At 54.5% G+C, this 14,343-nt stretch carries 15 protein-coding genes; 7 read left to right on the forward strand and 8 right to left on the reverse strand.

The genetic code is table 11. The annotated features are described in order from the left end of the window. The first annotated feature begins 115 nt into the window (after positions 1 to 115). From LO50_RS09920 to mvaT, 6 genes are all read left to right on the forward strand, one after another. Positions 116 to 1,213 (forward strand): ParA family protein, encoded by a 1,098-nt coding sequence (locus LO50_RS09920; RefSeq protein WP_044314870.1) that lies wholly within the window; start codon positions 116 to 118, stop codon positions 1,211 to 1,213. A 25-nt stretch (positions 1,214 to 1,238) separates the two neighbouring features. Beyond that, the gene (locus LO50_RS09925; protein WP_044314871.1) at positions 1,239 to 2,252 is read left to right on the forward strand and encodes a ParB/RepB/Spo0J family partition protein; all 1,014 of its coding nucleotides are present in this window, start codon (positions 1,239 to 1,241) and stop codon (positions 2,250 to 2,252) included. Between the two features lie 694 nt (positions 2,253 to 2,946). Continuing rightward, positions 2,947 to 3,435, forward strand: a complete 489-nt coding sequence (locus LO50_RS09930; protein WP_044314872.1) for a hypothetical protein — start codon at positions 2,947 to 2,949, stop codon at positions 3,433 to 3,435. A gap of 104 nt (positions 3,436 to 3,539) precedes the next feature. Continuing rightward, the gene (locus tag LO50_RS24660) at positions 3,540 to 3,812 is read left to right on the forward strand and encodes a hypothetical protein (RefSeq protein WP_152623964.1); all 273 of its coding nucleotides are present in this window, start codon (positions 3,540 to 3,542) and stop codon (positions 3,810 to 3,812) included. A gap of 460 nt (positions 3,813 to 4,272) precedes the next feature. After that, the gene (locus LO50_RS09940) at positions 4,273 to 5,166 is read left to right on the forward strand and encodes a ParB N-terminal domain-containing protein (RefSeq protein ID WP_044314874.1); all 894 of its coding nucleotides are present in this window, start codon (positions 4,273 to 4,275) and stop codon (positions 5,164 to 5,166) included. Between the two features lie 258 nt (positions 5,167 to 5,424). Then, positions 5,425 to 5,784 carry a histone-like nucleoid-structuring protein MvaT gene (mvaT, locus tag LO50_RS09945; protein ID WP_044314875.1) on the forward strand — a complete coding sequence of 120 codons (360 nt, stop codon included), beginning with the start codon at positions 5,425 to 5,427 and terminating at the stop codon, positions 5,782 to 5,784. 76 nt (positions 5,785 to 5,860) lie between these two features. On the opposite strand, the gene LO50_RS09950 is transcribed toward mvaT, so the two are convergent. Further along, a complete protein-coding gene (locus tag LO50_RS09950; RefSeq protein ID WP_040138111.1) occupies positions 5,861 to 6,175 on the reverse strand; it encodes a hypothetical protein in 315 nt (104 codons plus the stop codon). Between the two features lie 109 nt (positions 6,176 to 6,284). On the opposite strand from LO50_RS09950, the gene LO50_RS23835 reads away from it, so the two are divergent. Further along, positions 6,285 to 7,046: a hypothetical protein gene (locus LO50_RS23835; RefSeq protein WP_052816814.1), complete on the forward strand. Its 762-nt coding sequence runs from the start codon at positions 6,285 to 6,287 to the stop codon at positions 7,044 to 7,046. Positions 7,047 to 7,233: 187 nt separating this feature from the next. Here LO50_RS23835 and LO50_RS09960 read toward each other — a convergent pair whose 3' ends face one another. The 7 genes from LO50_RS09960 to LO50_RS09990 all read right to left on the reverse strand — a co-directional run bounded on the left by LO50_RS09960 (position 7,234) and on the right by LO50_RS09990 (position 13,499). After that, positions 7,234 to 8,424 carry a tyrosine-type recombinase/integrase gene (locus LO50_RS09960; RefSeq protein WP_044314876.1) on the reverse strand — a complete coding sequence of 397 codons (1,191 nt, stop codon included), beginning with the start codon at positions 8,422 to 8,424 and terminating at the stop codon, positions 7,234 to 7,236. Beyond that, positions 8,421 to 8,723 carry a hypothetical protein gene (locus tag LO50_RS09965; protein WP_125869332.1) on the reverse strand — a complete coding sequence of 101 codons (303 nt, stop codon included), beginning with the start codon at positions 8,721 to 8,723 and terminating at the stop codon, positions 8,421 to 8,423. The genes LO50_RS09960 and LO50_RS09965 overlap by 4 nt, the downstream gene beginning before the upstream one ends. A gap of 235 nt (positions 8,724 to 8,958) precedes the next feature. Continuing rightward, positions 8,959 to 9,909 carry a metallophosphoesterase gene (locus tag LO50_RS24110; protein WP_080902089.1) on the reverse strand — a complete coding sequence of 317 codons (951 nt, stop codon included), beginning with the start codon at positions 9,907 to 9,909 and terminating at the stop codon, positions 8,959 to 8,961. Continuing rightward, positions 9,896 to 10,699, reverse strand: a complete 804-nt coding sequence (gene istB / locus LO50_RS09975) for an IS21-like element ISPst3 family helper ATPase IstB (protein ID WP_003459721.1) — start codon at positions 10,697 to 10,699, stop codon at positions 9,896 to 9,898. The genes LO50_RS24110 and istB overlap by 14 nt, the downstream gene beginning before the upstream one ends. Continuing rightward, positions 10,692 to 12,191, reverse strand: coding sequence for an IS21 family transposase (istA, locus tag LO50_RS09980; protein WP_152623965.1), 1,500 nt, complete (start codon positions 12,189 to 12,191; stop codon positions 10,692 to 10,694). The genes istB and istA overlap by 8 nt, the downstream gene beginning before the upstream one ends. Before the next feature lie 84 nt (positions 12,192 to 12,275). After that, entirely contained in the window at positions 12,276 to 12,602 is a 327-nt protein-coding gene (locus LO50_RS24910) for a hypothetical protein (RefSeq protein WP_044314880.1), read from the reverse strand. 66 nt (positions 12,603 to 12,668) lie between these two features. Beyond that, the gene (locus LO50_RS09990; protein ID WP_052816816.1) at positions 12,669 to 13,499 is read right to left on the reverse strand and encodes a replication initiation protein; all 831 of its coding nucleotides are present in this window, start codon (positions 13,497 to 13,499) and stop codon (positions 12,669 to 12,671) included. Between the last annotated feature and the right edge of the window lie 844 nt (positions 13,500 to 14,343).

The following is a 14,343-nucleotide window of genomic DNA, read 5'->3' on the forward strand; positions in this document are numbered from 1 at the left end:
CTTATAAGTCTTTCCACGTAAGCTTTTTAGCTCTAATCAACGCTCGCGTATGACGCAGACTTGATTTACAACGCACACCGTGTAAAGTCTCACCAAAATCACTCAAGGAATCGACATGGAAAACACCCGACCGCCCTACCCTAACTACGATGAGATCGCTTACGCGCCTCAGTTTGCCGCCGACTGCCTGGGCATCTCTCAGCGCGCATTGCGCCTGGTCGAAGACGAGCCAGGAATAGAGATTCGCCGGATCAATAGCGGCTCGGTTGCGCGTCGTGTGTACTCCCCTGCTGACCTGTTCCAGATCGCTGCCTTGCGCCGCAGCAAAGGTCTTACCCGGACGCTCAAGCGGCCGATGACGATCTCCACATACGTGCAGAAAGGGGGTACGGCCAAAACCACCAACTGCGTGAATTTGGCCATTTATTTGGGGTTCATGGGGCTGAAGGTCCTGATCATCGATAATGACCCACAGAGCGATGCAACGGAGATGCTCGGCTACTATCCCGACCTCACCCCGGAAGAGCTGGAGGACCTTGGAATTCCGGCAGATCGCGGCGTAGACGGAAGCCTTGGCAACGTGCTGGGCATTCGGGGACTTTTCGCCCCCAAATCCCTCGATGAGATCATCAAAAAGCCTTTTGGTGAATATGGGCCTCACCTCATCCCATCGGAGGAGCAGCTGGAAGAGCTGGAGATTGGCATCAATGCATCGCAGAACCACGACTACCGCTACGCCACCCTCATCTCGAAGGGGCTGAAAGGCGAGTTCCCCGGTGTGGACCTGCGCTCTTATGATGTGATCATTTTCGACAATGCCCCTACAGCATCCCTTATGACTCGCAACAGTCTTGTCGCTTGTGACTTGATTGTCTGCCCAATCAGGATGGATAAATTCTCCTCGCGCGCCCTCGCCCGCCTGGGTGACCGCCTTCGCGCTTCCCACGAGGAGTACGGTCGCACCCCGGCCGTAGCAGCCATTCCTACGATGTTTATCAAAAATCGCCCACGGGCCATGGAACACCTGGCGAAGCTGGAAGATGTTTTCCCTGGGTGCGTTACGGAATCGAAGCTGTATATGTCCGAGGACTACTCCAAGGCCCTCGAACTGGGCCTGCCGATCCTTACCTGGAAGGGTGCTTCTGACAATTCCGCTGGCGCCATGCGGTCTGTTTACAGTGAAATTCTTGATCGACTGATTGCGCTGAGCTAATCAGGTCACCACAACGGAGGTTCAGATGCCCAAGAAGGTGCGGCCTTTCGGCCAGGACCGGCCCTCGGTCGAGGAGCTGCAGCAACTGCAGAAGCAGGAGAGTGCAAGCAAGATTCCACCGGCGAGCCTTGGAGTCACGCTTGACGACATTCTCAAGGCAAAAGATCAGCAGCAGCCCGCTGATGAACATTCTGCAAGCGCTACCGCCCTCCCCCAGTATCCTAGTGCTGATGAGCATGCTGATCAGGGTGACGCGACCGTAGCTCCCCTCTCCCGCATTGTCGTCAATCCTGAGATCCAACCGCGCCTCGCGCGTACCGACGATCAGCAGGAGCGTCTTACGACCTCGATTGCTGTAGCAGGCAAGATCACCAGGCCAGTTCTGGTTAGGTTGCTGGATGACGGTAAATTGGAACTGCTTGGCGGCTATGGCAGGTACCGAGCAGCCGCAGATCTTGGCTGGATATCGGTTCCAATCCGAATCATCGAAGCTGATGACGCTGAGGCCGAAATACTCGCGGTCGCCGACAACGAAGGTCATACCGACTTAACGGACTTCGAGAAGGGCCGGCAATACGCGAAGATCCTGAGCCGAGGCAAGATCAAGAATCAAAGGGCGCTAGCTTCTAGGCTTGGTGCAAGCCTAGCGTCCGTAACCCGCTGCTTGTCATTCATGAAGCTTCCTCCCCAGGCGATTCAGTATCTCGAAACCCACCCTTCCCTGGTTGGCGGCCGAAGCATTGCTGACTTTGTAACGGCCGGCGAATCTCATCCAGATCTGGTTTTGCAGGCGCTACAGAAGATCGAAGAAGAAGGCATCAGCCAAGAGGCGGCGTTAAGGTGGATCGAGAAGACCATTAAGGACGATAGCAACAAGCAGAGATCACCTAGCTTTAGCACCTCTGAATTGACGCTGGGTAATGGACGCGCTGCATCAATGACGGTCAGGAAGAACACGATCAGCCTCAAGCTTCCTAAGGATCTGGACATGAGCGCGGCTCAGGAAGTGATCCGCAAGGCTATTGAGTCGATCCAATAGCCAGCTTTATCGAAGCACTACCTTGGCCCTGCTCATGACGGGGCCTTTTTTTTCACTGTGAAACACTGCCCGTTATTATCGACTGAGCCCTCAGCTTGAGTGGCATATCGCCACCCCCCAACATTCAACCGCCCTGCCCTGCCCTGCCCCGCCCTGATCTGCTGCTGCCGTTGTTTCACAGTGAAACATGGCAGGCTGAGCGCAGCATGCCCGCGCCTTTGAGCGCCCACTATGTGATGCTGATTATGATGGGTCACCCAGATCTCACTCCAATCACATAGAGAGCGAGTGAGGCGACTCTATCGTCTGCGTGTTTCACCGTGAAACATGTTGATGCGCCCCTCCCCTACGCCGCGATAAACGAATAGGAATGGGCTGGTGTGAAGTCAGGAGATGAAGCCTTATCAATGTTTCACTGTGAAACATCAGCATCTGCTGGAATTCTGATGCTGCCAAATTGGATGCCGTCTGGCATAACGCCCCAAGCGTGGACGGCCAATTGCCGTATTGGCAGCGCTTTGAGCATGCGCACTCATAGTAAAGGACTTCGAGCGCCGCCGTTGCCATAGTGGCCTGCATTCGACGACGCCCGACGCGAACTATTTTTTAAAGCGACAACAAAGCTGCAGGATTCCAGCGCACATAGCTGAAAAAAAACTCCAACATGTCCTCACTCACCACAAAGAGGACAGTCATGGAAAGCGCGCTGAAATTCGATGAAGAAGCCTTCGCACCTAAGGAACGTTGCAGCGACCTAAGCCTGCCGCTGGGATTGCGGGTAGGGCAGAGCACAATGAAATCAGTCTTGGAAGATTTCATAGTCACGAGCGAACAAGGGTTCAGCTTCACGAATGGGCCAGTAGTAGAGGTCATATCGGCGAATGATCTGTACCCAGAGGTGCAGCACATTCTGCTGGCCTTCGACGAAACAAGCATCCTGGATGCGGCCTGGCTGACGCTGGATGCTTCACAGTACGAACAAATGAAAACGAACCTTTCGCAGGCCCTAGAGGTGATCAATACCAACGACCCTATAAGAGGCAGCAGGAGCGTGCTCTTCAAGCTCGAAGATGGGCAGCTGGAGCTTCATGCGCCGCTGTTCAGCCAAGAAATGACCCTTGGCTACAGCACCAGAAAGTTTCATTTAGCAAAAATGTCTAGAACGACGCTTATATATGAATAAATGAGTGAGGTGATCGGAACGAACGGCGTACTAAAATATCAATATGATGTGCCTATGTTTCTTGCATGATGGCACAATGCCAGCCGAGCATTTCGGAGGCGAACATGGAACAGCCAACCAAAACCAGCACACCAGTTTCTCATCGGGCAATCTCTCGATTCGATAGCATGCGCTTGGCGGAAACCCTAACCCGTAATGACCTTATTGACGCATCCACTGCTGAGCTGTACGCAGCCGTGATGGAGCACTGGAGAAAATGCACACCCTGCGCGAAACGAGAACTCCTAGAATCCAGCTGCCGTCCCATCAGGGATAATGCCAAATTAATGCAAAAGATTTTTGATATTACCCAATCTGACATGATACGCCTGGTCTGAAAGCACCCGCGCAACAGGTGGCCTTTCAAAGCTGAGTGTCACATCAGCCAGCGTGCCGCAACTGTTGATATTGCTGACTGAGCAAGAGGTTAGCCACAATGAAGAAAAAGTCAGAGCCTAGCGTCGTGCATTCTTTCCCTTATTGGGTCGAACCGCCCGCGCCGGGACAAGATCTCCGAAGCATCGACTGGTGCGTAATGGAGGTCCTGTCTGATAAAACGCTGAGGATCGTCGAAACAAACCCCGATCCTAAGGAACTTGAGGCACTGATCACTGCCCTTGAGAAAGAGAGGGTTTGACGGGTAGATACAAACAACGAAGCACAATGAAGACCAATCAAAGGCCGCTCGACGCGGCCTTTTTTGTTGGCAGGAAACCTACCAGAATCTGGTAGGTTTAAAGCACCGGATCATGTTGATGACTGATAACGTAAGTCCATCAACTAGCCAGGCTCCGCATCATGGTCACACAGTACGAAATTCATCCTTACGCCAAGCTGTTCCCGATGATGCAAGAAGATGAATACGTCACATTCCGCTCAGATATCAGCACCAATGGCTTGCGACATCCTATCGTTCTTTTCCAGGGCAAGATTCTTGACGGTCGTAATCGTTATAGGAGCTGCTGTGATCTCGATATTGAGCCAGCGACGGAGGAGTACACAGGCGACGACGCGTTAGGCTTCGTGCTGTCGTTAAACCTCTATCGTCGGCAACTGAGCGTTGCGCAGCGAGCATTGATCGCAGCAGAGGTTTCCTCCTTGAAGTCCGCAGATGAAGAGGCGAGCATTACGATTGAGGACGCAGCAACCATTATGGGCGTTAGCCCCAGATCCATATCTTCAGCTTGCAAGGTCGTTCGCCAGGGTGTGCCCGAGCTGCTAGACGCTGTGAAGTCTGGCGAAATCAGTATTTCAGCTGCAGAAAGAATCAGTGGACTGGAAGACCAGGAACAAAAAACACTTTGCAACGATGGACCCAAAGCCATATGCAAAGCTGCGAAGCAAATGCGAGAGAAGAGCAGGCCGGCCCCCAAGGCTGCAAGTAAACCCATAACTGCACCATCGCTAATTGATGCAGCTGAATCCAATCCTGCATCCCTCGATGCATCTACTTTTGATACAAACTCCGCATCAGACGATTTGCTTCAGCCAACGATGAAGTCTCCGTCCAGCACCGAGTTGCTATTTGCACTAGCGAAGGAAGCTATGGAGCAGGGCTATGAGGCCGAGACACTGGTGGGACAGATTCTGGATGAGGTAGAACAGGGATTGGATATGCAATTACTACTGTTTACCTCCGAGGCCATGAGTCTTCTATACCCCCGCCTTAAAGCTATGTCGTTAAGGCGTTAAACCTCGCTTGGGTTGTTGCTGGTCCGTGGTTAGATGAAGCTGTACAGATAGAACGAACCGACCACACCAGTTGACTCCAAAGAGGGCGAGTAACACTCGTGAACACAAATGAACACATTTCAGCTCATACGCGGTAAATTTTGGTATGCAGGCATATTCGCTTTCGGTACGCTTGCAACCTACGGATGCCTTACTCTTGTCGGGTTTGGCTCACACGCGATCTAATTGCGCATTCCCAACATAAGGAAAGGATCGAAAATGTCTCTCATCACTGAATACCGCCAGACCGAGGAAGCTATCAAAGAGCTTCAGGCCCGATTGGAAAGCATGAACAATGATGACCGCCTGAAAAAGGAAATGGAGTTCGAAGAAAAGCTGCGCGCTCTGATGGCTGATTACAACAAGTCCCTACGGGACATCATCGCAATCCTGGACCCCGATTCCCGTCAGCGCCCAGCTGCTGCGGCGCCCAAGAAGCGTGGAGAGCGTAAGGTCAAGACCTACGTGAATCCCCACACCAACGAATCAATCTCCACCAAAGGGGGCAACCACAAAACCCTGAAAGCCTGGAAAGCCGAACACGGCAGCGATGTGGTTGAAAGCTGGGTTACCGAATGACCGTTAAGGTTAAACAAAAAAGTCAGCGCTAAGCTGGCTTTTTTGTTTCTATTCTTTTGCTGAGTTTCAGTAGATTTCAAATAACCTTATTGTGCTCGGCTACAAGCTCTTCCTCCTTGATCTCCCCGCTATCGAGCGCTACCTTTAGTGCTGCGTTAAGTTGTTTGGTCTTATGCATGTAGACCGCTGCCCCTCGACACATAGGGTTATCGCCACCGTCAGCAACGTCAGCGTGCTTGCGGCAGTTGGGGCGATAAAATAGGTCGCCTTTCATTTCAGACAGATGATGCCGGCGAATACTCAATGCTTCAGCATCACGGTTACTTTTCAGAAACGGGCACTCATTGCATATCTCTTTTACAGAGCAAATGTGCTTTAAGATGTTTTCCATACAGGCTCTCCAGTCAATGCCTAGATCGACTGTACGGCCAAGCTGCTATATCCCAAGCCATTGGGTTTCTGGTCATCTAGGATAGATTTAAGAAAAACCGGAGGGTTCCATGAATAGCTCAGTCGCACTCAATCAGAATCCAACTCTTGCCCAGATCAATCACCAGCTAATGCGCTTCAGCTTGCCAGTGATCCCGCGCGAAAAGATCCAGGTGGTTCTTGATCATGCTGATCGCGGTAAGTTGATCGCCTCGCTCAACCAGCTCGATGACCCGAACGCATTGGAATATGTCAGATCATCGCTAACAGCCGCGCAAATACTGTCGGCCAATGAGGAAGATGATCAAGGTGGTATGGATGGCCAAACTAACGATGATGACCAGGGCCGTAGCCAACGTGACGAGAACAATCTGATGAGTGATCGTGCGAAGTTCCACGTCTACGGTGGCAAAGCCGCGCTATGCTTTGAAGCCGATGTTACCCGTGGTGGGGTGCCAACCATTGCACTCGATGCTGCAAGTGCAACGGGACCGCGATCCTACAACTGGGGGCAGAAAACTCGCATTCAAATGACGCGCGCTGAGCTACCCGTGGTTGCGGCCGTACTGCTTGGCGCTCGCCAATCCTGCGAGTTCTCTTCTCACGGTGCCGATAAAACGAAAGGCTTCTCTATGGAGCGCCAGGGTACTAAGGTGTTCACGAAGGTCTTCGAGAAGGGCGGGGGTGTGAAAGCTGTACCGATTGAGGCTGCAGACGCCTTCTTTGTCACGAGCTTGTTTCTCTTGCAGATCCGTAAGATCTCTCCATGGTTGGATGCCAGTTCAGCTATCGCACTGGTTCGCTCAACAATGCACATGCAGCAGGCTACCTGATGCATGGTGCAACGCCGACCTAGCTACTTTGGCACGCTGCTGCAGATGCAGCTGCTGCTCATTGCCTGGGGCAGAGAATTAAACCCGCCATTGCCCAGCTCCGGCCTACAACCACAGTCATCTACATGACGGCCACCATTGCTCAAATGGAGGCCTCCCATGAGATGCCTATCCCAGCGTGTTTGCATTAAGCAGCCTCTTGCTGCTCTCTGGTACCCATCAAGAAATCGTTCCACTGCTGCATAAGCAGCCGGCGTTTATCGATCAACTCCGCGCGGTTGTACGCTGCTTCTACCCTGTCACTCAGACCGTGCGCCAAAGCCATTTCGCAGACCTCTCGCGGGAAATCGGTAGCGTCTGCCGCCCACGTCCTGAAGGTCGAGCGGAACCCATGCGGGACGCAATCACCGGCCTTGATCTTCTTCAGCACGCGGCCCAATGCATTCCCCGCCAAAGGGCCTGAGCCCCGACCCTTCTTAAAAACCCAGACAGGATCGAGCCCTTTCACACTGTCGAGAACTTCGATCATTGCCTCGGTGAGCGGTACCCGATGTGTTACCCCAGACTTCATGCGCTCTGCAGGGATCGTCCAGATGCGCTCTGCAAAATCGAACTCATGCCATTGGGCATTACGGACCTCACCGCTTCGGCAGGCAGTGAGAATCACCATCTCCATTGCGCGGGCAGCACTCCCATCCAGGGTGATGAGATCGCTGTATAGCCCGTGGATCTTCTGCCAAGGGTAGGCGGGGAAGGGCCGCTTACTCTTTGATTGCCTGGCCAGCAGCTTGTCGAGGTGGCCACGCCAGCGGGCCGGATTCTCGCCCTCACGCAGCCCCTTGGCTTTGGCAGCATCCAGAATCAGCTCGATGCGATTGCGGACCAGCTTTGCGGTAGCTGGAATCTGCAGCCAGATGGGTTCGAGAACAGCCAGGACGTTATCGGTGTGTACATCGCGTGGGTGCAGCATGCCGATAACATTGAATACGTGATTCTCCAGGCTCGATTCCCAATCCTGAGCATACGCCGGGCTCCAAGAGGCAGAGTGAGTCCTGACGTACTGCTTGGCTTCAGACTTGAACGTCTTTCCCGCCTTTTTGCTGGCAGCCGATTTCTGGCGAATGGCGTAGCGCTGGTCCAGCGGATTTTTCCCCTGCGAGATCGTCACTCGCTCAGCGTCGGCGGCAAGCCGGGCATCACGCAGAGAGAGGGCAGGGTAGGTACCCAACGAGATGTCGTGCCGATCCCCGTGGAATGAATATCGGAACACCCAGCTTTTCCGCCCTGTCTCCGCGATACGCAGTATCAAGCCCCGCCCATCCTGATAGGCGCCGGGTGTGGTCGTGTCCTTCACAAACTTCGGGGTCAGTTTGCTCATGGTTCGATTCCAAGGAAGGTTTCAAGTTGCGGCTTGGCCGGGTGGCTGAAGCCTGCCTGCCAGCCGGCGAGCGTGTCGGAAGATCCGTGCGCACCAACCGGGCAGCCCAGCCAGGCGCGGACAAAACCTGCACGGCGGTTGCCTGTGAACCCCTCGGACTCAGCAAACGCACCGATGGCTTCGATGACCAGGTGAGCGACTGCATCCTTTATGAACAACGGACGCTGCGATGCGCTGAGGTATATCGCGCGCACCTCCATCTCCGCGCGCACCTGGGTGAAGTCCTGATCCAAGGCCATGCTGATGGCTGCTGCGCATATGCCGTCCTCGATCACTGCACTGACGGTTGCAACTACTGATTCCATGCTGATCCTTTTATGCAAAATTCAAATCTCGGCACCGCAGGGCCAGCAGCAGGGTCAGATTTCACGCTTTGTACGCAGATAGAGTATCTGCGTACAAACGACCTGTAGAGCGCATATTTACAGCCCATTGCCCGTTCCGGCTCAATCTGTCCCACAGCCTCTCCCACATTTACACCTGATAGACGTGCCGGGCGCCGTTCGGCATCAGCTCGATCATGGTCAACCGGCCGCCCTCAAAGCAGGCGCCAGTGTCCAGGTAACAGACGTTGCCAATGGTTTTGACCTGATCGACCCGCGTGTGGCCAACGAACACCGCTTCAACACCGCGCACCAGGGAAGCGTCAAGTTGCTGGTAGCGCTTTCGGCTCCAGATAGCCTTGGAGGCGAAGTGGGCGCACACATTGTTGCCCCACTCACCACAAAGTATTTCCTCAAAGTGGGTCCAGTCGTGATGCGGGCATTCGGCATGAACTAATCCGTATTTCTTTCCGCACGGCCCAATAAACGAAAGTGCAACTGGAAGCTTATTTAAAAGCCTTGCGACCATACTTCGCTCAAGTACGTTTAATTCATAAAACCAGTCGCCACCATTATTGATATGCCCCGGCGCATCACCTTCTAAACCTGCGTCAATACACCACTGATCATGATTCCCGCGCACAGCGATGAAGCCTTGCTGGCGAGTCATCAATGCCATTCGGAGTGAGAGAGGGCCACGATCAACCAGATCGCCAGCAGAAAAAATCCTGTCAGAATCCCAGTCAAACCGCGCCATGCAGAGCAGTTCATTGAGCTTTTCAGCCTCTCCGTGAAGGTCGCCAACTACAAAGTCACGACCAACACGATTGGCACCGTACTCGTGATAAAGCCCGTTACCCGAAACAACTGGCGTCCGACCGATCATTGCTTTTCCTGTTGGCGCTGATGGAAAATTGACCCACCCTGCCGATTGAAATTTGACCCAGGGCGGATTGCTGATTTTGTTACCAGCAACTGTGGATAAGTCTACCAGCGCAGCTGCTGTTGCCCCCACTCCTTCGCTAGCCCAGTTCAGTTGTTTAAGACCTGCCACACGCAGCATGTAGCAGGCCGTCGTCGCCATGAAATCAGAACGGCTCATCGTCCTCCGGTTCCTGGCCGCCCTTACGCTTTCGCTCCCGTGATTTGATCTTGGCCTGGGCCGCCAAGCTACTGTGTTGCAGGCGATAGGACTCGTTACCGGTTTCGACGATGTGGCAGTGGTGGGTCAGCCGATCCAGCAGGGCGGTGGTCATCTTGGCGTCGCCGAACACGCTCGACCATTCGGCGAAGCTCAGGTTGGTGGTGATCACCACGCTGGTGTGTTCGTACAGCTTGGACAGCAGGTGAAACAGCAACGCACCGCCAGCCTGGCTGAACGGCAGATAACCCAGTTCGTCGAGGATGACCAGATCCATGCGCAGCAGTGCCTGGGCGATCCGCCCGGCTTTGCCGTCGTGTTTTTCGCGCTCCAGCAGATTGACCAGATCGACCGTGGAGTAGAAGCGCACGCGCTTACCGTGCCGGGTGATGCCGGACACGGCCAGCGCGGTGGCTAGGTGGGTTTTACCGGTGCCTGGCCCACCGATCAGCACCACGTTCTGCGCGGTGTCGGTAAAGCTCAGATTGGCCAGCTCGCTGATCAAGCGAGCGTCGGCGCTGGAGGCGCTGAAGTCGAAGCCGGCCAGATCGCGGTGCATCGGCAGCTTGGCCATGTTCATCTGGTGGCTCACCGAGCGCATGGCGCGATCTGTGTGCTCTTGTTCCAGCAGGTGTTCGAGCAGCCACTTGGACGAGGCTGTGTTCGACTCACCCTGTGCAGTTAACTCCGCCCAGGCCGTGGCCATGCCGTGCAGGCGCAGCTCCTTGAGTTCCGCCATCAAATCACGCATGACCGACCTCCTCGGCCTGGCCACGCAGGCGGTCGTAGCGCGCCGTGTTAGCGACGGGGGCTTCCTTGAGCGACAAGTGGGTTTCGACGCTGGGTGGTGGTTCGGATGCTGTCAGCCGTGCCACGACATTGAGGATGTGTTCGGCGCTCAGGCTGCCGCTCTCCAGTACCAGCTCAACGGCTACCAGCACGGCATCGAGTCCGGCGACCGGTACGGCAGCCAGGACTTGCGCCATGATCCGGTCACCGCCGGCATGACGCCCCAGACCGTGCTTAAGCTGACGCAGCGGCGCTGGCAGATCAGCAAAGGGCGCTCCGTTGCGCAGCGCACCGGGCTTGCGTTCGATCAGCGGGAGGTAGTGCTGCCAGTCATAGCTGACCTGGTCGCGATCCAGCAAGCGGACATGGCTGGCGATCAGCGCGTCGTCAGCCACCACCTCGATTCGCGTCGGATACAAACGGCTGCTGACCCACTTACCCGCGTACTCATACGGCACCGAGTAGCGGTTGCGCCCGACGCTGACCAGGCAGGTGCTGGAGACCCGCGCAGGCCGCTCGACGTAACCGTCGAATGGCGCAGGCACAGGCATCAGTTCAGCGCGCTCCAACTCCAGCACTTCGGCCACACTCAGACCGCTGTATTGAGGGTGCGTCAGCTCGTTCCAAAGCGCGCGGCAGCGCTGGCCCAGCCAGGCATTGAGTTCCTCGAAGGAGTGAAACTGGCAGTCCTGGGCGTCTAGCCAGATACGCCTGCGGCTGTCTTGCACGTTCTTTTCAACGATGCCCTTTTCCCAACCAGCGGCGACGTTGCAGAAGTCCGGATCGAACAGGTAATGCGCGCACATCACCGCAAAGCGCGCATTCACCGTCCGGCCTTTGCCCTTATTGACCTTGTCGACGGCCGTCTTCATGTTGTCGTAGATGCCCCGGCGCGGCACGCCGCCCAAGGAGCCGAACGAGCGTGTATGGGCGTCAAATAACATCTCATAGCCCTGGCTCGGATACGCCACAAGCCAGAACGCACGGCTGGCACACAGCTTCAGATGTGCCACCTGCATACGCCGGTAAATGCCGCCGACCAGCAAGCCTTCCTCGCTCCAGTCAAACTGAAACGCCTCGCCAAGAGCAAAGGTCAGCGGCACAAAGGCCTGCGACGCCTTGCCCTGTCCCCCTCGCCAGGCACGGATAAACGCGGTGAGCTGGCTGTAGCCACCGTCATAACCTTCGGCTTTGATTTGCGCCAACAGCGCCTTGGCACTGCGCCGCTGTTGCTTGGGCCGCAGCGAATCGGCTTTTAGCGCCTGCTCCAGCGTGGCGTGAAAAGGGCTGAGTTTGTTGAAGATCGCGCGGCGTTGGTAGACCGGCGGCTTGGCCTCAGGTGCTCTGACCCACTTGCGAATCGTGTTGCGCGCCAACCCGGTGCGCTTGGCTATCTCATGCAGCGACAGCTTGTCGCGGAAATACATCCGGCGGATTTTGCCCATCATTTCCATACTGATCACCCTGTGTTCTCCTGCTCAAAAATTGAGCAGAAGCAGTTGAACACCTGGGTCAGTTTTCAGTCGGCAGAACAGCCTCTACTGGGTCAGTTTTCGGTCAGCGGCAACAGCTTCCAGCTCAAACAGGGCGCCTTGGAGTTGAAATATCTCGGAGAACGAGTTTGTGTGACGAAGACTTGCCGAGTGGCCATACTTGTCTTTACTGTTCCCATTGAAAAAGTAGTGCATAACACCCGAGACATTCTCTTGGGTGTACATAGCATGCACTTCCAATATCTTTTTCTTGGTTGCCTCATAAGCTGAGACAAGGGAGGAGAATCGGTCGAAAGCGACCGGAGCATAGAACGTGTCTATAATATCGGCAGGGATTACTTCTGGCTCTGTTGCGGGTATGTTGCTCAACATGGTCATCACCTATAAGGAAATGACCAAATTGTCCCGCGTAACCTTAAATACCCAAATCAACGCTACCTAACTTTCGGGCTCAGCAATGATATCGTTCATGTCTTGCTCAAGGTCCTCAGGGGGGAAATTCCCTTTCTGGAACTGGAGCGTCATTTGATCGAGCAGTCTAAAGTTGAATTTAATTGCCTTAACTGTCCGGTGCTCTTTTATTAACTCGTAGTCCAGTTCCATGCTGCATTTATTGCGCAGCTCCTTCACTGAAGCATCGATTACACGACTGCGCAGATTACTAAAGCGCTCATAGGCCTCGCCGAGCTGAAGGCGCCGGCGCAGCTCCTCAACTGTGATGTAAAGCCATCCTTTCGACTTGTACTGCATCAGCATCTCAAAGAGTCGAAAGCTATAGGTTGATTCGATGCCGGAAACACGCCAAAGGTCGTAGGACGTGTAATGGCCGATCAGCCTGGAGAGATATGGCTTAACGGTCGTGGAGAAAAGAAGCTCTACCCGGCCTTCGCCTTTGACATAGGTGCAGCGCTCGACCCAGCGGACCTCGTGGATCGCCCGGCCTTTGCCAGTCCCGGTGATGGAGGTGATCTTGGCGTTGAACAGCTGCTTGGCGGCGTCCTGGAGCTGGGTGTAGGCATCGCTCTTGTTGACCGTGTACCGGCTCATGAAGTCGTGCGCGGTGACTACGATCCCGTTGGGCATGGGCTTGCGCGAATCGATCTTGGCAATGGCCAGCAAGATCAGCCGCTGCTCAGCCACGGACAAGCGATAGGACGCGCCCACCAGATCGTTGTGCTTGGAGACAACGTGAGGCGAAATCATCGTTTCATTGCTGGTGTCGCTGTCTGGCTCAGTGGCGACGCTATCAGTCGTGATGATGTCTCCCATGCCTCAATCCCGGTCAAAAGTCATTCAGGGTGTTGAGCATAAAGGCCTTTCCCGGAAACCCCAACCGACCATCCAGCAGATATCTCGCACGGTGCCGGCAGGTAATGGAATCTGTAGTCATGAGGTTTTCCTGAGGTCATGTCAGCATGGAATCTGTAGTCATAAGGCCACGCCGCCCTGGTTGGGAACATGGAATTTGTAGTCATGAGGCGTTCCGATCCGCTCGTTTCGCATGGAATCTGTAGTCATGACGCCGAGAGAGGGAGGTTTTCCACCTGGAATCTGTAGTCATGAGGGCTCCAAAGCCTGGCTTACGACATGGAATCTGTAGTCATGAGCCCGTTCGGAGCGCTGCTTAACATGGAATTTGTAGTCATTAGGCCGCACCCATCTGCCGATCTGCGGCTCAAAATCGTGACATTGATCATGCTCACAGCATGGAATTTGTAGCTGTGAGGCCAGCGGGACAATCGGAAGTAGCTCAAGGTTCCGATAAAAGGGAAACTGGTTGCAGATCAATGATTTAGCGGCCTTCACAGGTGCCGGAAGCTTAAACCTACAAGAAATGCGTAAGATTGAGCCTTACAAATTGGCTGTTTTGTTGTAGCCCTGACTTCGCCCCTTCGTCCCGCGTTCTCACCTGCCTGTGGATAGCGCATGGAATCTGTAGCACGAAGCATGGAATCCGTAGTCATGAGGAATGGAATCTGTAGGCATGAGACATGGAATCTGTAGTCATGAAGGTGGGAATCTGTAGTCATGACCCTTCTGAAACCCGCATGGTAGAAGGGCTGGAGCGTTCCGATAAAGCTTTTAAAAACAAGCCATAAAACAAGAAAAAAAG

This window comes from Stutzerimonas stutzeri, from assembly GCF_000935215.1.
In the GTDB taxonomy this organism is placed as follows: Bacteria; Pseudomonadota; Gammaproteobacteria; order Pseudomonadales; family Pseudomonadaceae; genus Stutzerimonas.